This is a genomic window from Mesorhizobium sp. M1143, from assembly GCF_040318435.1.
In the GTDB taxonomy this organism is placed as follows: Bacteria; Pseudomonadota; Alphaproteobacteria; order Rhizobiales; family Rhizobiaceae; genus Mesorhizobium.
Window position 1 is genome coordinate 13,054 of record NZ_JAMYMJ010000048.1, and the last position, 21,575, is coordinate 34,628.

Here is a 21,575-nt window from a genome sequence, read left to right on the forward strand (position 1 = left end):
TAGGATGTGACAATGCTATTCCTCGCCTTCAGCATGGGTCCGGATCGCTACTTGATCGATGTCCACAAAATTGAAGAGGTGCTGCCCTATATCGACGTGAAAGTTCTTCCGGGTGCGCCAACTGGTGTGGTGGGTTTGGTCAGCTATAACGGAATACCCATCCCCCTGATCGATGTCACCCTTCTTGCGATTGGCCGACCATCGGAGCGCCTGTTGAGCACCCGGATCGTTGTGACGCGCTATCCGGCGGATGATGGCGAGCGACGCCTGCTGGGGCTGATCGCGGAACGGGTGACGGATACGATCGAGCGAGACCCGGCCGATTTCGCGCCGTTCGGACTGGAACCAGGAACCCCGCCCTATCTTGGGCCGGTGGCTTCCGATGGTTCGGAGATCATTCAGTGGGTCAAAGTGGAAGCGCTGCTTTCGGAAGAGATTCGTACCGCTTTGCTCCGCCAGGCGGCAATAGGTGATCAATGACCGGAGCAATAGAAAAGCTCCTGACGGAAACCATTGGACTGGACAGTGCCAGCGTTGGTCCGACAGTGGTTCGTCAGGCGGTCAGAGAACGGATGGAAGCATGCCGGATAACCAACCCTCAGGCCTATAGGGAACACTTGGCCGGTTCCTCGCAGGAGCTGCAGGAGCTGATCAATGCGGTGGTGATCCCAGAGACCTGGTTCTTTCGCGACCGAGAAGCGTTCACGATGCTGGCGCGGCATGCGCGCGCGCACAAGCCTGCTCAGCCGATAAGAATCCTGAGCCTGCCATGTTCAACCGGCGAAGAGGCTTACTCGGTCGCCATGGCCATGTTCGATGCCGGCTTTGAGGCGCATGAGTTCAAGATCGATGGCGTGGACGTCAGCAGCCGCAATATCGCGACGGCTGAACGCGCCATCTATGGCCGCAATTCGTTTCGCGGCAGCCATTTAGAATTCAAGGATCGCTATTTCGAAGCGACCGAGGGCGGGTTGCGGCCTGTTGCTGGGGTGCTGAAACAGGTTCGGTTCATGGTAGGAAACCTGTTCGGTTCTCACGCGCCTTTCGGGCAAGAGGTCTATGACATCCTGCTTTGCCGCAATTTGCTGATTTATTTCAATCGAGAGCTGCAGGATCGCGCATTGATCTGCCTGAAGGACCTGCTGGCCAAAGACGGACTTCTTCTGGTCGGTCCGGCGGAAGCAGCTCTTCCAAGGGTGCATGGCTTTATTTCCGCTGAATGGCCATTGGCCTTCGCCTTTCTGAAATCGGAGCCCGTCAAGACCACGGCGCCGAAAGTTTCGGCCGCCGTCCCGGTGCGGACGCCAAGCCCTAAGGTCAACAAGAGCGAGCCTCTTCGTCCGTTCCGACCGACAATTGGCAATGAAGGCCGCGGGCAGGCTCCGGCCAAGCCGCTTGCACACGCCTCGGAAAGCCTCATCGCGGTTGAACGGATCGCCAATGCAGGACGCGTAAAGGAGGCACAGGAGGTCGCCCTGGCGCATCTCAAGGAGTTCGGTCCTTCCGCAGAAATCTTCTACCTGCTGGGCCTCGTCCAGGATGCGGATGGTTCTGCACCCGAAGCCGCGCAAAGTTATCGCAAGGCGCTCTATCTCGCGCCAAATCATCGAGAAGCTCTTGTCCATCTGGCCTTGCTGCTTAGCAAGCAAGGCGACCATAACGGCGCCGAGGCGCTGGCCGGCCGGCTGGGTCGGGTCCAGAAAAGGAGCGGCAGTTGATGGCGGCTTCGACAAGGATCGCTCAGCCGGTGGAGGAGATCGAAATCAACGACTGCTGGCGGCAAATAGGCGTACGGGGTGACAAGTCATGTCCGCTACTAGAGCAGCATCTCCACTGCCGCAATTGCCCGACCTACAAGAAGATCGCACGACGCCTCCTCGACCGTGCAGCTCCCTCGGCATCTCGCGACGAATGGCCTGACAACGCTGGTCGTGCAGGGATCGATTCGGCAGACAGCGACGCGCTGCAGACGGCCGTTCTCTTCCGTTTGGGGGAGGAATGGCTGGCACTTCCGGTCGGTATTTTTCATGAAGTGGCTGAATCTCGTCGCGTTCATTCACTTCCACATCGCAGGAACAGTGCACTGCTCGGCATTGCGAATGTCCGTGGTGAATTGCTCATTTGCCTTTCCCTGGCCGAATTGCTCGGGATAGACGAGCGCAAGGAAGGGGAACAGGGCACACGAACCAAGGTATTTCGCCGCCTTGTCGTGGTAGGCGAGCGCGACAAGCGGGTTGCTTTTACGGTTGATGAGATCCACGGCTTACATCGGTACCAGGAACGCGACACTCTCGCTGTTCCGGCCATGATTGGGAAGGCACTGTCTGCCGCTACGGTTGCCGTGCTGCCATGGCAAGGACGAGCCGTTGGTTGTCTCGATCCACGACAACTGCTCACGATGCTGGATCGGAGCATCGCATGACAGATGAAGACTTCAGCCAGGTTTCGATGCTCAGCCTCTTCCAGGCCGAACTGGAGACGCAGTCACGGGCTCTGACCTCTGGACTTCTGGCACTCGAACGCGATCCTATCGCCGCCGACGCCCTGGAAGCATGCATGCGTGCCGCGCATTCCCTGAAAGGAGCTGCCCGCATCATCGACCTGATGCCCGCAGTCAAAGTTGCAAATGCGATGGAAGACTGCCTGGTCGCAGCGCAACGCGGGCATCTGAGGGTGCGACGGGAGCATATAGACGCGCTTCTGCAAGGTTCTGACCTTTTGAAATTGATCGCATCGGGATCATCGAGCGAGAGCGCCAACTCAGAAGTCGAAACCTTTCTCGCCAAGTTCGAGGGGTTGTCCCTCCCCCAGGCAAAGCCCGGTCCCCAAGATTCTGCAGCTGATTTCGCAACTCCAGATCATGCCCAGGAGCAACTGGCGACGACCTCTTCAGCGAACCTCCTCGTTGGGGCGGTGCCGCAAGCCCACGGCAGCATCAGCTCTGATAGAATGGTTCGGGTGACGGCAGACAGCCTGAACCGATTGCTCGGGCTGGCTGGCGAGTCGCTGATGGAAGCTCGGCGGCTCAGGCCATTCGCTGACGGGCTGCTACGGCTGAAGCGACTTCAATCGGACCTCGCAAGTGCATTCGACAATCTTCATGCAGTGCTGCCGCCGGTTTCAAACGATGCGGCGGTGGTGGAGGCGCTGGCTGAAGCGCAGCGAAAGCTTCGGTTGAGCCAAGCGTTCCTGGCGGAGCGTTTCGATGAGTTGGATTCAGTGGATCGGAAAGCGACCGATCTTGCCAACAGATTGTACGACGAAACGTTGGCGAGCCGGATGCGGCCTTTTGAGGACGGCGTGCGACACTATGCGAGAATGATCCGCGACCTCGGTCGTACCCTTGGCAAGCGGGTGCGACTGGAGATCGTAGGCGGCTCGACCGGCATCGACCGCGATATCCTCGAGCAGCTCGATGCCCCTTTGGGGCACCTTCTGCGCAACGCTGTAGACCATGGGCTTGAACCGCCTGAGGAGCGCCTCGCGATGGGCAAACCCGAAGAGGGGCTCATCAGGCTCGAAGCGAGGCACAATGCCGGGCTGCTGCAGATAGCCGTGGTGGACGACGGCAGGGGGATAGAGCTCTCGAAGCTGCGCGAGACCGTCGTCGCCCGGCAACTTGCAACCAGGGAAAGTGCTGAAACACTCGGCGAAAGCGAATTGCTCGCATTTCTGTTTCTGCCAGGCTTTTCCATGAAAGCGGGCCTTACCGACGTCTCAGGTCGCGGTGTGGGGCTCGATGCAGTGCAAGCCATGGCGAAGGAAGTCCGGGGAGTCGCAAGCGTCTCCTCAGAATTTGGCCACGGAACCCGATTTCAACTGCAATTGCCGCTGACATTGTCGGTCCTGCGCACGCTGCTCGTCGATGTCGATGGAGAGCCCTATGCTTTTCCACTCGCTGCCATTTCCAAGACTTTGAAACTGCAGCGGACGGAGATCAACGTCCTGCAGGGCCGGCCGCATTTTCGATTGAACGATCGACAGATCGGGCTGGTCACCGCTCGCGAGGTGCTCGATCGAGGTGAGCCCGGATCGGAACCGAATGAACTATCGGTCGTCGTCGTGGATGCGGGTCGGGGCGATGCGTACGGCCTGATCGTTGACCGTTTTCTCGGGGAACGCGAGTTAGTGATCAGACCTCTCGATCCACGGTTTGCCAAGATCAAGGACATCAGCGCAGCGGCCCTGATGGAAGACGGTTCGCCTGTTCTGATCTTCGACGTCGACGATCTGATCCGATCGGTGGAAAAGCTTGCATCGTCCGGCGGATTTCGAGCTCTTCGGCGCGCCGCGGGCGGTCCCGAAGCGAGCAGGCGCAAGCGCGTGCTCGTGATTGACGATTCACTGACGGTTCGCGAACTCCAGCGCAAGATGCTCGGCAATTACGGTTATGAGGTCGAAGTGGCGGTAGACGGCATGGACGGGTGGAATGCCGTCCGGTCTGGTCCTTTCGATCTCGTCGTCACCGACATCGACATGCCTCGCATGGATGGCATCGAGCTGGTGAGTTTGATTAGAAAGGACGCTGATCTCAAGAACACACCCATTATGATCGTTTCATACAAGGATCGGGAAGAAGATCGCGCGCGCGGGCTCGACGCAGGTGCGGACTATTATCTGACCAAGAGTAGTTTTCAGGACGAGGCGCTGATCCATGCCGTCGTGGACATGATTGGCGAGGCGGCTGAATGAGATCGAGATTGGAAGCCAGCGAATGAGAATCGGCGTAGTCAACGACATGCCGATGGCGGTTGAACTTCTGCGTCGACTGGTTCTGTCGACCGGCGAACATCAGGTCGCGTGGATCGCGACTAATGGGCGTGAGGCGGTCGAGGTCTGCAGACGTGATCTGCCGGATCTGATACTCATGGATCTAGCGATGCCAGAGATGGACGGCGTGGAAGCGACCCGCAGAATCATGGCGGAAACCCCGTGCTCAATCTTGCTGGTGACCGCCAGTATCGAAGCCAACCTCGCCGGCGTCTACGAAGCAATGGGTCATGGCGCGCTTGACGCAGTCGATATTCCGTCAGTGGGCATCGAAGGCAACGCGTCCTCGCAATCCGCCCGGCTTTTGACGAACAAGATACGAACGATAGGCAAGTTGATCGGCGATGCGCCTACCCAGGCAAAAAGGCGGATGTCACGTGCGGCTGAGCCGTCAACTCGACACGTGATAGCAATCGGCGCCTCTGCGGGCGGGCCGGCTGCCGTTGCCGCAGTCCTGAGCGCGTTTCCCGTTGATTTTCGCGGCGCGATTGTGCTCGTCCAGCATCTCGATGCTCAGTTCGTTCCAGGCCTTGTTGATTGGCTAGGGCAGCATACGCGTCTCCCGATCCGTCCGGCGGGGGAAAGGGATAGTCCACAAGCGGGCACCGTTCTCGTTGCCAGTTCTGCGGATCATCTGGTTTTCAAGTCAGCTCAGCAACTTGGCTATACGCCCAGCCCCAAGGACAATGTTTATCGGCCGTCGGTAGATGTGTTCTTCGAAAGTGCGGCGCAATGGTGGCCTGGCTCGGTGATTGGTGTTCTGCTCACAGGCATGGGCAGGGATGGTGCGCGCGGGCTGAGACAGCTCCGTGACAAGGGACATCTCACAATCGCGCAGGATAGAGCAACCAGTGCCGTCTATGGCATGCCGAAGGCCGCCGCCGACATCGGCGCGGCTGTTGATATTCTTCCTTTGGGTGCGATCGGCTCACGTATAATCGAAGCCTGCGAGCGCTCCACGTGAAAGGCCCCTTCCGATGACGCAAGAACCAGAGTTGGTCCCGCCACTCGCAGATAACTATTCATCCATGGTTCTGCTCATCGATGATCAGATCATGGTTTGCGAGGCGGTCAGGCGCGCCCTAGCCAACGAGCCCGATATTTCCTTACACTTCTGCACCGACCCGTTGAGAGCGATGACGGTCGCGGATGAGGTAAAGCCAACCGTCATCCTGCAGGATCTCGTCATGCCCGGGGTGGATGGGCTACATCTGGTGCGAGAATACAGGAAGCATGCGTCGACACGCGCGGTTCCAGTCATTGTGCTGTCGAGCAAGGAAGATCCAGCCACCAAGGGCGAAGCCTTCGCTGCGGGCGCGAACGACTATCTCGTCAAACTGCCGGATCGTATCGAGTTGATTGCACGCATTCGATATCACACGCGGGCCTATCTGGATCACGTCCAGCGAGACTCGGCACACCGAGCGCTGAGGGAAAGCCAGCGACAGCTGATCAGTGCAAATCTAGAGCTTGAACGTCTGACGCGGATCGATGGCCTGACAGGTCTCGGTAACAGGCGCTATTTTGACGAATATCTGGCGGCTGAATGGAAACGCGCTTTTCGCGCACAGTCCCCACTGTCGCTGTTGATGATCGATGCCGACAACTTCAAACGATACAACGATACCTATGGCCATATGGCCGGCGACGATGTGCTCAAGCAAATCGCCCGCGTAATCCAGAGCGGTTCCGGCCGTTCCACCGATCTCGCTGCGCGGTACGGAGGCGAAGAGTTCGTCATCGTGCTGGTCGACACTATACTGGAACAATCCAGTGCGATCGCCGAGCGGCTCGTCCAGAGCGTGCGAGAGTTGAACATACCCCACGGCCCGGATCGCGTGACCATCAGCGTCGGCGTCGCAACAGCGGTGCCCACCGAGAACGAGACGCCAAACGATTTCGTCAATGCCGCCGATTTGGCTCTGTTTCGTGCCAAATCGGAAGGACGAAATCGTGTTGCGCTTCATATGTCCCGCAGCTAGAGAAGCTCACATCTCAGTCAACGAAGCGCGCCCTGTTCGATTTGAGGACGACCTTGGCGAAGTCGGGCATCTCGAGACCTTGCCGCACCAGGCCATCAAGAGTTTTCTCAGCCGCCCTGATGGCGGAGAGCCGGGCCAGCACCGTCTCAGCCTCCAGGCGAGGCACCACGGCGAGACCGTCGCGGTCGCCGACCAGTATGTCTCCCGGCGAGATAGTCACTCCTCCCACCACCACCGGGAATCCGACCGTGCCTGGACCATTGCGCGCAGGCGAGTTCGCAATGATCCCGGCACAGTAAACCGGCAACCCGACCGCCTCGATCCCGACAACGTCGCGCACGAGGCCGTCAGTGATGAAGCCGGCGACCCCCTTGTTGCGCGCCATGCCGAGCACGAGATCGCCAGTTACCGCCGTACCGGCAAAGCTGTCGGTGGCCGCGACGATGACATCGCCACTTGCTGCGGCATCCAGTGCTCCAAACAGGGCGAGGTTGTCGGCGGGGCCGCAGTGACAGGTCACGGCGACGCCGACCATCGTCGCAGTAGCTGGCGACAGTGGCTTGATCGCATAATGCAAGGCGCCGCGTCCCCCCATCGCGTCTACGACCTGGCTAACCGGCACGCCCGCAAAAGCACTGATGATTTCTGCTGCGGGCCGTTCGAAACGGCGCTTGATGGTGAGCAGTGGTGGGTCTTCAATCATGTAGCGGCCCCATTCCCTGAACGAACGAAATACAGTCCGGCCCGAGGTCGCGCAGGCTCCGCGCGCCCATCAGTCCCATGACGCGGTCGATCTCCTTGCGGTAGAGTTCGAGCACGTGGCGTACCCCCTCCTCGCCGGCGACCGCGAGCCCCCACAACTGCGGCCGCCCGATCAGACAGCACGAGGCGCCGAGCGCCAGCGCCTTGACGACGTCGGAGCCTCGCCTGATGCCGCCATCGATAAGCACCGGTATGCGGCCTGCGACAGCCGCGACAACCGCCGTCAACGCGTCCAGCGATGCGGCGGCGCCGTCAAGCTGACGGCCCCCATGATTGGATACGATGATGCCGTCGATTCCCCGCGCTACAGCCTCGGCGGCTTCGCTGGGATGCAGGACGCCTTTCAGCAACAACGGTCCGGACCAGACAGTGCGCAGCCAGTCGACATCGGCCCAGGAGAGTCCGGGATCGAGCATTGCGGCCATGCGGCCCGCCAATGCACCGACCGTCGCCGTATCCCTGGGGCGCGCGTAGTTGCCGAAGGTCAGTTTCGGGAGTCGGGTGCGCATACGAAGAAGCCACGCCGCCTTGGTGGCGGCCGCGAGGGTTCCGGCCAAACCGAAGCGCGGCGGGATGGCAAAACCGTTGCGGATGTCGCGTTCACGGTTGCCAAGCATCTGGTTGTCGATGGTGAGCACCAGCGCGTCGTAGCTTGAGGCACGCGCCCGATGCACCATTTCTCGGGTGAAGCCGCGATCGGTGTAGACGAACACCTGCATCCACCGTGGGGTACTTCCGGTGGCTGCTATGTCCTCCAGCGTGCAGACGGATCCGTGGCTGGCGCAGTAGAATGTCCCTGCGGCCGCTGCGGCTCGGGCGGCTGCGCGCTCGCCGTCGGGCCAGAACAGCCCAGCCAGGCCGGTTGGCGCGATGCCCAGCGGGATGGCAAGTTTCGCGCCGAAGAGGTCAAGGGAAAGGTCTCGCGTCGTTGCACCGTTGAGCGGTCGCGGCAGAATGGCAACCTCGTTGAAAGCTTGCTCGTTCCGGCGCAGCGTTCGCTCATCCTCAGCACCGCCATCGGCGAAGTCGAACACCGGGCGTGGCAAAGTCCGCCGCGCGGCGATGCGGACCGCGGCCACGCTGTACAGGCGCTTCAACGCCGCCATCGAAGCAGACGATGCCGCACCGCGGGCGCCGGGGTCATCGCCTGTGTTTGAGGCGGACGAGGAGCTACTCACGGTTGCTTTCCGCCGATGCGACCATGATGCGTCGGTCCACCGCCTCCCGGAACACGCACGCAGGAGAGTGTTCCCTCAAAGGAGGGATCGCTGCCGGTCGCCAGCACGCCGGCATTTGTCACCCAAAGCATCTCGCCCGAGAAGACGCAGTTGGTCGTTGCCTTGCCGCAGACGAAGAAACCTTCCGCTGTGCCGTTGGGCTTCAGAACGTGAATGCCGTTGGCGGCAATATCCGTGACATAAAGGCGGCCATCGGCTCCGACCTTCAGCCCGTCCGGGATCGGATTGGGCCCAGGCAAGCGGCCCAGGTCTTCGACGCAACCATCCGGACGCTGCCGCTTGACGCGCCCCGTATAGGACTCCCCCCAAATGATCGAGCCGTCGGCTTCGATCGCCACACCATTGGGGAAGGTCGGCTTGTCGAAGCCGAGAGCAAGGTACGCACTGCCGTCGGGGTTGACGGCAAAGATGTAGCTTGGGTCCGGATTCCCCGGGTTGTATGTGCCGGGATCGCTGAAGATGAGCCGGCCGTCAGCAGCAAATACAAGATCGTTTGGCCCATTGAGCCGAATGCCCGCGACTTCGCTCAGCAGGATTTCCGGCTTTCCGCCATCGGCAACCCGCTGGATCGATGGCGTCGTCATGTCCGCGGCCCGCCAAGGTCCGGTCGTGCCGCCGTTCTGGCAGACATAGAGCAGGTCATCCGATCCGAGAACGCAGGCGTTGGGCGCTCCGGCAACATACGCGAACTGGCGAGCACTTCCGTCGCGATCTATGGCCGTCAGCTGGCTGCGATAGCTTTCGACGATGACAATTCGGCCATCGGGCAGCACCGTCGGGCCCTCGGGCCAGCCAAGGCCGGTCGCGACAACCTCGACGGCCAGCTTTTCAACCTCGTTCATCGTGCGACCCCCAGAACGGCAGCCTATCAAGATTTGTCGGGTATAATCCAGCCTGACGATCTGGCGGTCACCGGACCCGGCGACTCGAAAGATAGCCAGGCTGACGTGCGCGTTGCTGGGCCCCCCCTAGGCCGGCCCCCACCCCGGCGCCGGTGAACCCCGACGGGCGGAGGCCTATGGCTACAGCGCGAGCCGATCGGTGTCTACACAGCTCGGTAGCACTGGCTTGCTCCTCCAGGTTGCGTGGCAGGATTAGGTGCTGCTGAGGCCAGCGTGCAAGGAACAAGTGCAGGTGGAGAAGGTTGAATCTCAGTTCCTCTCCCTCTACCACTCACAAAGTCCAACAATTCTCTGCTCCGCTGCCAGGCGCTCTGGAGCCCGAGCGTTTGCAGGGCGTGCGTGTGGCCAAAAGCTGGGGAGCGCCGCAGCGCCCAGGCGTGCAAATTGCTCTCTGAACGCCGATCCTTCTCCGAAGCTGGGGAGTAGCCCCAAAATCCAACAGCAATATCATGCCTCAACGGCGGTTTTGCCACTGCCAGTTTTGCGGTTCGCTCGCCTGTCAAAAGGGACAGTCTTTCGGGTCACGATCCGGAGTGGGTTTGCCAAGGCTCCCGGAATCGAGGTGGCCCACTTTTGCGTCGGGGCTCCGCCACTCTTCAGATCAACAGCAACCAGCACCAATACGCACCAATCACCATTTGCACAGCGAACGCGGTGAACCTGAGACTGACCGCGAGTTGGCTGGTTGAGACGAGGTGGATCACCGACTGCACTATACGTGCGCCTAACATCGTGGAGGCCAAGGGATCCGTGACATCTGTCTTTGAAATGATGATCGCGACTCCGAGCAGACCTCCGAAGATTGGAAGCCCTTCAATGCAGGCACGGGCTAACCTCCGCATAAACGGGGAGAGGGCTCCGTTATCTGGCGTAAAGCCGTTTGCCGGGACTTGCCCAGAGATCACCAGGTAGCTCCGGATAACTTCCATCACGATCAGCAGGGCCAGCGCCCACGAGATGAAGCCAGTCAATGCGTAAGCACTCGCCGACATGTGCCCTCCCCGTTGCTAGCACTCTAGGTCGTTGTAGCCGATCAACTAGTCCAATGCTATTCGACGAGGAGGGGCGGCCTGTAGTGGGGCCGAAACGGAATAGCAGCTTTTGGACGTTGTGCCCGGAATAGCTGCCGTTCAGCCAATCAGCAGTGATTGACCGCTTTCGCCCTTTAGCGACCCTTCCGCGCCAGATCAGTCGATGCTTGAAGCTGCCATTCGCAGAGTGAAAGCGGCGTCGAGCATGGTCAGAAAGGCGCGCACGGCGGGGTTGGCGCGTCGGCTTGCCGGCCAGAGCACGGTGACATTGTTTCGCTCGACCGCGAACGTGGACAGCACTGGGACCAGTTCGCCGCGCTTCACATAGGGAGCAGCCATGAAGGAGGCGCCTATGCCTATCCCACCGCCGGCTGCCAGCATGATGAGCACGGCATCGCTGGCATCGGCGACCACACCGGAATTGGGCACGATCTCGATTTCACGGTCGCCAATCCGGAAGGGCCAGCGAAAGGCCTGGCCTGTGCTCTGATATCGAAGGTTGACGGTGTCGTGCCCTTCCAGGTGATCGGGATGGGTCGGTGTGCCGCGTTCCTCGAGATAGGCTGGCGAGGCGAAGCAGCAAAGCCGATGGGGTGCGAGCTTGCGTGATAGTAGCCGGGTGTCAGCCAGATCACCGATGCGTATGGCGACATCGATCCCTTCCTCGATCATGTCCACCATCTGGTCACCCAGCCTGAGATCGACGATCAGGTTCGGATGGAGCCGACGGAAAGCCGGTAAAGCCGGAGCGATCAGATGGAGTCCGATCGGCAGCGACGCGGCCACGCGCAACGTGCCCGATGGTTCGGAGCGCGCGGTCATTGCCGCCTGCTCTATTTCCTCCGCCTCGCGTAGCAGACGCAGCGCGCGCTCATGCAGGTCGCGCCCTTCGGGCGTGAAGGTGAGCGAGCGCGTTGTACGGGTAAACAGCGACACTCCTAAATGCCGCTCGAGCCGCTGGACGCTCTTGCTGACCGCCGACGGGGAAATCGACAGCGCGCGCGCCGCTGCCGTGTAGCTGCCCAGCGATCCCGCACGCGCGAAGGCGATGATGCCGGTGAGCCGATCCAAAGTGATATGTTCCGCCATGGCATTACTTAACCGCCATCGGCACCGATTATCAACCGGCGGTCATGCCGCTAGATTCGCTCCAATGACATGGATGAGCGGAGATTTCACCAATGAGCGATAAGATGAAGGCAGTCCGTCTGCACGCATTCGGTGGTCCCGAGATGCTGGTGTACGAAGACGCGCCTAGGCCGGGTGTGAAGCCCGGCGAGGTGCTTGTCCGAGTCCAGGCGGCCGGGCTTAATCCGCCCGACTGGTATCTGCGGGATGGCTATCGCGCACTGCCGCCAGAATGGCGACCCAACGCGTCCTTCCCACTGATTCTCGGCACGGACGTGTCGGGCGTCATTGAAGCGATTGGCGCTGACGTCGCTGAGTTCAGCATCGGTGACGAGGTCTACGCAATGGTTCGCTTCCCCGATAACTTGATGACGGGTAGCAATGCCTACGCGCATTATGTCAGTGTGCCGGCATCGCATGTTGCGTTGAAACCAGCCGGCATCGACCATATTCATGCGGCTGGTGCGCCGATGTCGCTTCTGACGGCATGGCAGTTCTTGATCGAACTTGGCCACGACGAGCCGAATCCGTTCCAGCCCTTACCGCATGAGCCGGTGCCCCTCGACGGCAAGACGGTGCTCATCAATGGTGCCGGAGGCGGTGTCGGGCATCTGGCCGTCCAGTTGGCGAAATGGCGGGGCGCTCGCGTCATCGCGGTGGCATCGGCCAAGAACGAGGCGCTGATGCGCGATCTCGGCGTGGATCAGTTCATCCACTACAAGACAACCGCGGCGGAAGATGTCGTCCGAGACGTCGACCTTGTCCTCGACGCGGTGGGCGGCGCGAACATGGAGCGGTTCTTCCAGGTTCTGAAGCCGGGCGGCGCACTGTTCCTGGTCAACCCGCTGGGCTTCGCTGGTCACGAGGAGACAGAGAGGCTGGGGATCACGGTCTCATCCACACAGGTTCGATCCAATGGCGCGCAGTTGGCAAAAGCCGCCCGCCTGCTCGACGACGGCATTGTGCGCGTCGTCATCGACAGCACATTCCCGCTGGCCGAGGCATCGCGCGCGCATGAGCGCGCCGCCGACGGCAGTATTCAAGGCAAGATCGTGCTGGCCGTCTGAATTGTTGCTTTCAGTCGCCCGACCATCGGGAGTGCAGACGGTCGGGCGGGATTACGCCGTTCAGCCGACGAAGACCACCGACCGACGTCCGGCTAAATCGTGCTCGACTACAAGTGCCGCGATGGCTGCCGCGATCTTCGCGCCGCCTTGCGCTGACGGTTCGATAGGATTGGCGAAGTCCGCGTCCTCATTCGATACCAAGCGCAGGTCGACGAGCGGCAAACCGCGCGAGAACGCCGCCCGGGTGATGACGTCGTTGAGGACCGTCAGGGCAGTTGCGGCAAGTCTACGACGCTGTGGGTCGGGAAAGCGCGCCTCGTAGATCGTGCAGACAGCGGTGGGTAGGTTTTGGCCCAGCGCCCCCTCGAGCATCGTACAGTAGTCGTGCTCGAATTCCTCCCGGATATCGCTGATCCTGTCCAGAACCTCGGCCACAGAACAGGCCCCCTGCTCCAGAATCCCTGCATGACGAAGAGCATCATTGCCACCGACGCTGACGACAAGATGGCTAGCATCCTGGGGGAGCCGTTCAAGCTGCCGCTCGACGCCGCTTGTGACGGCGCCGTCGACGGCGTTTAGCGTTGCACGCCACCCCTCCGGCAAGCGCTCCCGCAGCTGCCGCACTACGTCGGGCCCGTGCGCGACATAGGCAGCGTTGTCAAAGATCGAATCCCCGAGAAGGACGACGTGTGGCATCGGATGCTCCGTTGAGGCCTCTGCAATGCTGCATCAGCAGAGGAGGTAAGGTGGTGGGTTGTGACCGCGGCAGCGAGCACGGTCAGGAGATCACGGCGAGTCAGGCCACCTGCAGAACGGAACGGCATCTCAGCCGTCCAGGAACGCCAGAAGCGCGGCATTCACCGCGCTGGCCTCTTCGCGCTGTACCCAATGCGTTGCCTTCTCGAACGTCTGCAGGCCCCGATCGTTGCAAAAGGCCAGACTGCGCTCGGCCAGGCCATATTCCAGAGCTTGGTCCTGCATCCCCCACAGTACAAGGGTCGGTGTCCTGATCCGCTGCTTCAGGCTTGGGCGGAAGCGCAGCGCCCGATACCAGTTGAGCATGCCGGTCAGCGCCCCCGGCCGTTCCCAGGCCTGCCGATACTCTGCGATTTCCTCCGCCGTGAAGGCATCTGTTCGGCTGGATTTGATGAGCGCCCGTGCCAGCAGAGCCGAGTGCCCTGCTCCCAGAACAGCCTCCGGCAGCAAGGGGAACTGGAAGAAGGCCGCATAGCTGCTCCGCAGGAACTGGGTCGGAGATCGCAAGGAATGGGCAAGCAGCACCTCGGGATGGGGCGCGTTCAGGATGACGAGCCTTTCCAGACGGTGCGGCAGCTTTGCGCCTGCCGCCCAGGCGACGATACCGCCCCAGTCATGACCGACGAGGTGAAACCTTCCGATGCCGAGCGCGTCGGCGATGGCAACGACATCGCCGACGAGCTTGGGGAGCGTGTATTCACGGATGGCTTTCGGCTTGTCACTGGTGTTGTAGCCCCTCTGGTCGGGGACGATGACCCGGAATCCGGCGGAAGCGAGCGCATCGATCTGCCGTCTCCAGCCGATCCAGAAGTCGCCGGGAGCAGTCTGTCCCGGTCCAGCCGCTAGGCTGGCAGCAGCGGCGGCGTCGATCAGAGTTAACATCTCGCGGAGTTGACGAGGAGTTCTGATAAGCAAGTTTCAATTTCGCGCTTTTTCCCGCAAATTCGAGAGCGTGAGGAATTGAAACCATTCGTTGATGAATCAGGCGTTTTCGCCGGCCTGTCACGCCGGAGGTCGCGGGTTCGAGCCCCGTCACTCGCGCCATTTCTCCTCAGGAGAAATGTGACATAATCGTCTAGAATCATGGTCTTGCATGAGGCAGTTCAGATCCGGTCGGATCTGAACTCGATCTCTCCCGCAACGACCTCACCCCTCGGCCAGCAGCGCCTCGACCTCATGCAGCGTCGGCATGGATGGCGCCGTACCCGGCCTTGTCACCGAAATGCCGGCGACGGCGCAGGCGAAGCGGACGGCTTGCAGCGGCTCCACGCCTTTGGCGAGTGCGGCGGCCAGGCCGCCATTGAAGGCATCGCCCGCGCCGGTGGTTTCGACCACCGGACCGGCACTGACCACGGGAACATGGTCGGACCGAGCGGCCGTGTGCAGCAGCGCGCCTTTTTCGCCGAGCGTGATGATGACCGAGCCGACGCCCTTTTTGAGCAGGCTGTCGGCGGCGCGGCGAGCCTCGTCGATCGAAGAAACCTTGATGCCGGTCAGCTCTTCGGCCTCGGTCTCGTTGGGGGTGACATAGTCGCAAAGCGTATAGATGCGGTCCGGCAGCTTGGCCGCCGGCGCCGGATTGAGGATGGTGGTCACCCCTGCACCGCGCGCGATTTCGAGTGCGCGCAGTGCCGCGTCGATCGGCTGTTCGAGCTGGGTGACGAAGACGCCGGCTCCACGGATCAGGCCGGCATTGGCCTCGATGTCTTCAGACGAGATCAGCATCGCCGCACCCGGGCTGACGATGATGGCGTTGTTGCCGGTCGTCTCCTCGATGAAGATATAGGCCGCGCCGGTATAGCTTTGCGGCGTGTCGATGACGGCGGATTTCACGCCCGCCTCTGCCCAGGTCGCCTTGGCCATGTCGGCGAAAGCATCGACGCCAAGCCGGGTCAGGAAAGTGATGTCGGCGCCGAGCTTGCCTGCCGCCACCGCCTGGTTCGAGCCCTTGCCGCCAGGTCCCAGCTTGAAGGAATTACCAAGAATGGTTTCACCCATGCGCGGCTGTCGATTGGCCCGGTAAGCGGTGTCGGCGACGAAAACGCCCAGAATGACGACAGGTTTGCCCGACGCCATGGCCCTACTCGGCGTCCGGCGGCACGACGCCCTTGCGAAAGGCGAAGCAGCCATAGAAGCGGCGCTCGCCGGTCTGGATGACGCAATAGGCTTTCTTGGCGCGCTCGTAGAAGGCGTAGCGCTCGACCGAGATCATCGGCCAGGCCTTGCCTTCCGCCTTGTCGATCTCCTTCTGCACCTCTTTTTGCACCGGCGGGATCTCGTCCGGCTTGCCGACGATCTCCATGCGCGCGGCCGCATCGTCGACGAAAGTGTCCAGCGGATAGAGCGACAGCACCGCCTTGACCACATCGGCCGCCGAGGCGTCGATGTGCAGCAGCTTGCCGAGCACGGTCTGCTTTGCCACCGAATCGGCGGGGAAATTGGTGTCGGCGATGACCAGATCGTCGCCGTGTCCCATTGCCCTGAGCGCCTGGAGCACATCGGCATTGAGCAATGGGTTGATCCCTTTGAGCATGGCAGTCCTCGTCAAACAGGTTTGGTCAAAGTCGATTGGAAATCAGAGCCGGTTGCCGGTCTCGGCGTCGAAGAGATGGACCTGGTCGAGGCGCGGCTTGAGATTGAGCGTGTCGCCGGGCTTGAAGTCGTGGCGCTCGCGAAACAGCGCCACCATCTCGCCCTCGCCGAAACGCACGAAGACCAGCGTTTCGGAACCGGTCGGCTCGACCACCGAGATCTTTGCTGGCACGCCGTCGGCATGGATTTCGAGATGCTCGGGCCGCACGCCATAGACCACGGCCTGGCCCTCCTTGGCGGCGCTGCCGGCCGCGATCGGGAACAGCGTGCCCGCTATCTCGACCTTGTCGCCCTTGCGCACCACGCCCTTGAGCAGGTTCATCGACGGCGAGCCGATGAAGCCGGCGACAAACAGATTGGCCGGCCGGTCGAACAATTCCAATGGCGCGCCGACCTGCTCGATACGGCCATCGCGCATGACGACGATCTTGTCGGCCATGGTCATGGCCTCGATCTGGTCGTGGGTGACGTAGATGGTGGTGGTCTTCAGCCGCTGGTGCAGTTCCTTGATCTCGGTGCGCATCTGCACGCGCAGCTTGGCGTCGAGATTGGAGAGCGGCTCGTCGAACAGGAAGACCTGCGGATTGCGCACGATGGCGCGGCCCATGGCGACGCGCTGGCGCTGGCCGCCGGATAGCTGGCGCGGATAACGTTTCAGGTACGGATTGAGGTCGAGAATGTCGGCGGCGCGCTTGACCCGCTCGGCGACCACGGCTGGATCGGTCTTGCGCAGCTTCAGCGCAAACGCCATGTTCTGCTCCACCGTCTTGTGCGGATAGAGCGCGTAGTTCTGGAACACCATGGCGATGTCGCGCTTGGCCGGCGGCAGATTGTTGACGATGCGCTCGCCAATGGCGATCGTGCCGCCGGAGACGGTCTCCAGCCCGGCCACCATCCTGAGCAGCGTGGACTTGCCGCAGCCCGACGGGCCGACCAACACCACGAACTGGCCATCGGCGATATCGACGCTGACCTCGTGCAGGACCTTGACGGTTCCGAACGCCTTGGCCACATTGCTGATCGCGACTTGAGCCATCGTCCCCCCTTTTCTCGCGGTGAAGCTAGCCATTGCCAACGGCAAGGGCAAGTCGGTATGTTATCGATAAAAAGCCATTCGTGTTGACAAGGTAATCGATTACGCAAATATTAGCTGTTGCCAATCCGGCAGTCGGATTTTTATCCGAAAATCGGAGCTCCAGGCGACGCAGGGTGGGGTCCCACGTCCCCGTATGATAAAGGAGAACCGCCGACGTTTCGGCGTCGGAGGGATTGGCATTTTAATTCACGACTGTTGTTCTGGGAGGAATAGATGAGAGTCGGTCTGTACGAAAAACTCGTCCGCGCGGGTGCCACCCGGCGTGACATACTCAAGGGCGCGGCCTCGATGGCCGCGATCGCCGCCGCATCGGGCGCTGGGCTCGGCGCTTTCACCCGCCCGGCTGAAGCCGCCAGCGAGCTACGCTCCAAAATTCTGCAGATCCCCGGCGTCGGCAAGGGTCAGCCGACGGATGCCGATTTCCAGAAGGTCGGCGAACTCTGCCTGGAAGCCACCAAGGCCAACGTCAAGGAAGGCGAATTCGCCGGCGTCGAGCTCACCTTCATGGGCCTCAACAACCAGAACCTGCACAATGTGCTGTTCCGCGGCTTCCTGAAGCCGTGGGAGGCCTATACCGGCGCCAAGATCAGCTGGATCGACCTGGCGCAGGCCGACTACAATGCCCGCCTGCAGCAGTCGATCGCCACCGGCACCGTCGACTTCGACATCATCGAGATGGGCGCGCCCTTCGAAGGCGATGTCTGCGGCAAGGGCCTGACGTCCGAGATGCCCGACTGGGTCAAAGAGCAGATCGACATGAAGGATGTCGTGGCCTATCTGCAGCCGCCGGTCGGCACCTGGGACGGCAAGCAGTACCGGATCACCGTCGATGGCGATGCGCACAACTTCAATTACCGCACCGACGTTTTTGCCGATGCCGACCTCGCCAAGGCGTGGAAGGACGGCGGCGCGGCCACCGAATGGGGTGTGCCGAAGACCTGGCAGGAAGTCCAGGCCGTCACAAAATTCCTCAAGGGCAAGAAGTTCAAGGATCAGGACGTCTTCGGCTATCTCGATGCGCCCAAGGCCTGGGGCGGTTTCGGCTTCTACTTCCTCGGCAGCCGCGCCACCGCCTATGCCAAGCATCCCGACGACAAGGCCTGGCTGTTCGATGCCGACACGATGAAGCCGCGCATCAACAATCCGGCCTGGGTGCGCGCCATCCAGGACGTCATCGACGCGCTGCCGTCGGAGCCCGCCGACCAGATCAACGCCGACCCGAACACGACAGCCTTCCAGCAGTTCCTGGCCGGCACCGGTTCGATGGTCACCTGGTGGGGCGACGTCGGCTCCAACGTCAAGACCAATGATAGCTCGGTCATCGGCGACGTCACCGGCTTCTCGATCCTGCCGGGGTCCGACGACGTCTACAATGCCAAGACCGGCGCTTGGGACAAACTCGCCAGCGGCCCGAACTATGCGCCGAACTGCGCCTATCTCGGCTGGGGCGTCTACGTCATGGCCCGCGTCGATACTGACGAAAAGAAGAAAAAAGCGGCATGGTCGGCCGCCGCTCATCTCGGCGGCAAGGACCTGTCAATCTGGACGGCGATGTATCCGTCCGGCTTCCAGCCCTACCGCAACTCGCATTTCGACATTCCCGAATGGGTGGCGGCAGGCTACGACGAGGCGTTCATCACCTCGTATCTGAAGTCGGAAGCCGACAGCTACAACCATCCGAACGCGGCGATCGAGCCGCGCATCCCCGGCATCTTCCAGTATTATTCGGCTGCCGAGGACATTCTGGCCAACACATTCGCCGGCAAGATGAAGGCGCAGGAAGGCGCCGACGCCATTGCCGCGGCCTGGGAGAAGCTGACCGACCAGATCGGCCGCGAAAACCAGATCAAGCTCTACAAGGCCTCGCTCGGCGTGTAGGCTGATCCTATCGTGACAACAGGTCCGGCGGTGCAAGCCGCCGGACCTGACCGGCTCGGGCCGGTCGCAGGCTTGATTTTTTAAACGGACGGGGACGCGTGGCAGACCAGACCACCAATGCATGGCCGGCCAACGCCGGCCCAGCCGATCTGATCTCGCCGGCCCGCAAGCGGGCGGGTTTTGCCCTGATGGCGGCCGCCACGCTTGGCCTGCTGGCGGTGATCGCGTTTGAGATCCTCTACAAGAACGAGATCACCACGCTCGGCTTCGAGACCTGGCGTCCGATCGTCTACGCCTATGTTCTGTGGGGCGTGGCGCTCGGCATCGGCCAGGTGCTGACGCGCGGCGAGGACGGCCAGCGCGCGCTGTTCCTGCTGCCGGCGCTGCTGTTCACCATCGCCATGGTGATCTTCCCGACGCTGTTCGGCTTCTATATCGCGCTGACCGACTGGAACCTGTCGTCCTTTTCCGGCCGCAAGTTCAACGGGCTCGACAATTTCTGGCAGATGCTGGCCGATCCCTACTACCGCAACGCGCTGTTCAACATGGTGCTTTATGTGCTCGCCGTGCTGGTTGAGTATGTGATTGCCTTCGGCCTGGCGCTGCTGCTCAACGCGCAGATCCGGGCGCGCAAATTCTTCCGAGTCGTCTTCCTGATGCCGCTGATGCTGTCGCCGGTCGCGGTATCCTGGATGATCGGCAAATCGCTGATGGAGTACCGTTTCGGGCCGGCGGCGACGCTGGCGCGCCATCTCGGCTGGGAGAACCCCGCCTTCTTCTCCAACCCGATCACCGCCCGCATCTCGATCATGGTGCTCGACGCCTGGACCTTCATCCCGTTCATGATGATCATGCTGCTTGCCGGCCTGCAGGCGATGTCGCGCGACGTGCTGGAAGCGGCGCGCGTCGATGGCGCCACGCCCTGGCAGACTTTCTGGCAGGTCACCTTCCCGCTGATGCTGCCGGTGTCGGTCACGGCGGTGATCCTGCGCATCATCTTCAAGTTGAAGCTCGCCGACATCATCATCACCGTGACCTCCGGCGGGCCTGGCGGCGCCACCGATTCGGTGTCGAGCTTCATCTACCGCGAATACCGCGACCGCTCGAATGTCGGCTACGGCACCATGCTGGCGATGGCCTATCTCGTCATCATCGTCGTGTTCGTGACCTGGCTGTTGAAATTCGCCAATCGCTTCGTGCGCAACGTGAACTGACGAGGCACAATGAGCGTCCAGACCACCGACTATGCTGCCTCGGAAATCCGCTCGCCGCTGGGTTTTCTGGCCAATCGCATCTTCATCTATGGCGCGCTGGCGTTCTGGGCCTTCATCTGCCTGTTCCCGATCTACTGGACCATCACCACCTCGTTCAAGACCGCGGTCGACGTCACGCAAGGACACCTCATCCCGTTCGTCGACTTCCAGCCGGACTGGAAGGGCTGGCGCTCGCTCGGCCTGTCGCCGGATTCGATCTTCCAGACCTCGACGGTGCGCGAGGAGTTTTTCAAGCGCTTCATGAATTCGGTCATCACCTCGGTCGGCGCGTCGAGCCTCGCCATCGTCATCGGCAGCCTCGCCGCCTATGGGCTGACCCGCTACCGCTATCAGTTCGCCTGGTTCAAGAACGAGGACATCTCCTTCTTCTTCCTGTCGCAGCTGATCCTGCCGCCGGTGGTGCTGGCCCTGCCCTTCCTGGTGCTCTACCGGGAAGTCGGTCTGCTCGACACACGCATCGGCCTGATCCTGCTCTACACGCTGATGGTGCTGCCGATCGTCATCTGGATCATGCGCGACCAGTTCAACTCGATCCCGGTCGAGCTCGAGGAGGCAGCGCTGGTCGACGGCCTCTCGATCTGGGGCGCTTTTTTCCGCATCGTCATGCCGATTGCGCTGCCGGGCATGGTCGCCGCTTTCATCCTGGCGATGGTGCTGTGCTGGAACGAGTATTTTTTCGCCGCGCTGCTGACCTCGACCGACGCCAAGACCATCCCGGTCATGGTGGCGAGCCAGACCGGCTCGCAAGGCATCAACTGGTGGTCGATGGCGGCGCTTGCCACCGCCGCGATCGCACCGCTGGCGGTCATCGGGATTGCGCTTGAGCGGTATCTGATCATGGGCATGACGGCGGGCGCGGTGAAGTAGGGCGAGAGGCGGCGTGCCCCTCTACTGTTGACCTCGGCGGGACAGCACCCCCCCTCTGGCCTGCCGGCCATCTCCCCCGCAAGGAGGGAGATCGGCAGCTTTGGCTGCATCGCTTTTCTTGCGACGTAGGTGATTGGCGAAAGCGGAAATGACATCTGATCTCCCCCCTTGCGGGGGAGATGTCCGGCAGGACAGAGGGGGTGTGAAGGATCGCTACAGAGCGACTTTGTCT

At 61.6% G+C, this 21,575-nt stretch carries 20 protein-coding genes; 10 read left to right on the forward strand and 10 right to left on the reverse strand.

Features of this window, described 5'->3' with window-relative positions; genetic code table 11:
• The first annotated feature begins 12 nt into the window (after positions 1-12).
• From NKH35_RS24990 to NKH35_RS25015, 6 genes are all read left to right on the forward strand, one after another.
• Complete coding sequence (locus NKH35_RS24990) at positions 13-480, forward strand: chemotaxis protein CheW (RefSeq protein WP_023689448.1); 468 nt, start codon at positions 13-15, stop codon at positions 478-480.
• Positions 477-1,718 carry a CheR family methyltransferase gene (locus NKH35_RS24995; protein ID WP_023689449.1) on the forward strand — a complete coding sequence of 414 codons (1,242 nt, stop codon included), beginning with the start codon at positions 477-479 and terminating at the stop codon, positions 1,716-1,718. The genes NKH35_RS24990 and NKH35_RS24995 overlap by 4 nt, the downstream gene beginning before the upstream one ends.
• On the forward strand, positions 1,718-2,422 hold the full coding sequence (locus tag NKH35_RS25000; protein ID WP_084012982.1) for a chemotaxis protein CheW: 705 nt from the start codon (positions 1,718-1,720) through the stop codon (positions 2,420-2,422). The genes NKH35_RS24995 and NKH35_RS25000 overlap by 1 nt, the downstream gene beginning before the upstream one ends.
• The gene (locus tag NKH35_RS25005) at positions 2,419-4,692 is read left to right on the forward strand and encodes a hybrid sensor histidine kinase/response regulator (protein WP_023689451.1); all 2,274 of its coding nucleotides are present in this window, start codon (positions 2,419-2,421) and stop codon (positions 4,690-4,692) included. Before NKH35_RS25000 ends, NKH35_RS25005 begins: the two co-directional genes overlap by 4 nt.
• 22 nt (positions 4,693-4,714) lie before the next feature.
• Positions 4,715-5,734: a chemotaxis response regulator protein-glutamate methylesterase gene (locus tag NKH35_RS25010; protein ID WP_023669441.1), complete on the forward strand. Its 1,020-nt coding sequence runs from the start codon at positions 4,715-4,717 to the stop codon at positions 5,732-5,734.
• A gap of 64 nt (positions 5,735-5,798) precedes the next feature.
• Entirely contained in the window at positions 5,799-6,752 is a 954-nt protein-coding gene (locus tag NKH35_RS25015) for a response regulator (RefSeq protein ID WP_023669440.1), read from the forward strand.
• Positions 6,753-6,765: 13 nt separating this feature from the next.
• Here NKH35_RS25015 and NKH35_RS25020 read toward each other — a convergent pair whose 3' ends face one another.
• The 5 genes from NKH35_RS25020 to NKH35_RS25040 form a co-directional block, all read right to left on the reverse strand.
• A complete protein-coding gene (locus tag NKH35_RS25020) occupies positions 6,766-7,455 on the reverse strand; it encodes an RraA family protein (RefSeq protein WP_023689452.1) in 690 nt (229 codons plus the stop codon).
• On the reverse strand, positions 7,448-8,620 hold the full coding sequence (locus NKH35_RS25025; RefSeq protein WP_352916734.1) for an alpha-hydroxy acid oxidase: 1,173 nt from the start codon (positions 8,618-8,620) through the stop codon (positions 7,448-7,450). The genes NKH35_RS25020 and NKH35_RS25025 overlap by 8 nt, the downstream gene beginning before the upstream one ends.
• A 68-nt stretch (positions 8,621-8,688) precedes the next feature.
• The gene (locus NKH35_RS25030) at positions 8,689-9,594 is read right to left on the reverse strand and encodes an SMP-30/gluconolactonase/LRE family protein (RefSeq protein WP_023689454.1); all 906 of its coding nucleotides are present in this window, start codon (positions 9,592-9,594) and stop codon (positions 8,689-8,691) included.
• A gap of 656 nt (positions 9,595-10,250) precedes the next feature.
• Positions 10,251-10,646, reverse strand: coding sequence for an MAPEG family protein (locus NKH35_RS25035; RefSeq protein ID WP_023689455.1), 396 nt, complete (start codon positions 10,644-10,646; stop codon positions 10,251-10,253).
• A 195-nt stretch (positions 10,647-10,841) separates the two neighbouring features.
• Complete coding sequence (locus NKH35_RS25040; RefSeq protein ID WP_023689456.1) at positions 10,842-11,774, reverse strand: LysR family transcriptional regulator; 933 nt, start codon at positions 11,772-11,774, stop codon at positions 10,842-10,844.
• A 92-nt stretch (positions 11,775-11,866) separates the two neighbouring features.
• Between NKH35_RS25040 and NKH35_RS25045 the strand changes: the two genes are divergently transcribed.
• Entirely contained in the window at positions 11,867-12,880 is a 1,014-nt protein-coding gene (locus tag NKH35_RS25045; protein WP_023689457.1) for an NADP-dependent oxidoreductase, read from the forward strand.
• Positions 12,881-12,940: 60 nt separating this feature from the next.
• On the opposite strand, the gene NKH35_RS25050 is transcribed toward NKH35_RS25045, so the two are convergent.
• The 5 genes from NKH35_RS25050 to NKH35_RS25070 form a co-directional block, all read right to left on the reverse strand.
• Positions 12,941-13,576 (reverse strand): SGNH/GDSL hydrolase family protein, encoded by a 636-nt coding sequence (locus NKH35_RS25050; RefSeq protein ID WP_023689458.1) that lies wholly within the window; start codon positions 13,574-13,576, stop codon positions 12,941-12,943.
• Between the two features lie 129 nt (positions 13,577-13,705).
• Complete coding sequence (locus NKH35_RS25055; protein WP_245262720.1) at positions 13,706-14,551, reverse strand: alpha/beta fold hydrolase; 846 nt, start codon at positions 14,549-14,551, stop codon at positions 13,706-13,708.
• A 231-nt stretch (positions 14,552-14,782) separates the two neighbouring features.
• Positions 14,783-15,712: a ribokinase gene (gene rbsK, locus NKH35_RS25060; protein ID WP_352916738.1), complete on the reverse strand. Its 930-nt coding sequence runs from the start codon at positions 15,710-15,712 to the stop codon at positions 14,783-14,785.
• A gap of 4 nt (positions 15,713-15,716) precedes the next feature.
• Positions 15,717-16,169, reverse strand: a complete 453-nt coding sequence (locus NKH35_RS25065; RefSeq protein ID WP_023711516.1) for an RbsD/FucU family protein — start codon at positions 16,167-16,169, stop codon at positions 15,717-15,719.
• Positions 16,170-16,211: 42 nt separating this feature from the next.
• A complete protein-coding gene (locus tag NKH35_RS25070; protein WP_023711517.1) occupies positions 16,212-17,264 on the reverse strand; it encodes an ABC transporter ATP-binding protein in 1,053 nt (350 codons plus the stop codon).
• A gap of 273 nt (positions 17,265-17,537) precedes the next feature.
• Between NKH35_RS25070 and NKH35_RS25075 the strand changes: the two genes are divergently transcribed.
• From NKH35_RS25075 to NKH35_RS25085, 3 genes are all read left to right on the forward strand, one after another.
• On the forward strand, positions 17,538-19,202 hold the full coding sequence (locus NKH35_RS25075) for an ABC transporter substrate-binding protein (protein WP_023669429.1): 1,665 nt from the start codon (positions 17,538-17,540) through the stop codon (positions 19,200-19,202).
• A 98-nt stretch (positions 19,203-19,300) separates the two neighbouring features.
• Entirely contained in the window at positions 19,301-20,416 is a 1,116-nt protein-coding gene (locus NKH35_RS25080; protein WP_023689462.1) for a carbohydrate ABC transporter permease, read from the forward strand.
• A gap of 9 nt (positions 20,417-20,425) precedes the next feature.
• Complete coding sequence (locus tag NKH35_RS25085) at positions 20,426-21,343, forward strand: carbohydrate ABC transporter permease (protein ID WP_023669427.1); 918 nt, start codon at positions 20,426-20,428, stop codon at positions 21,341-21,343.
• Positions 21,344-21,575: the final 232 nt, after the last annotated feature.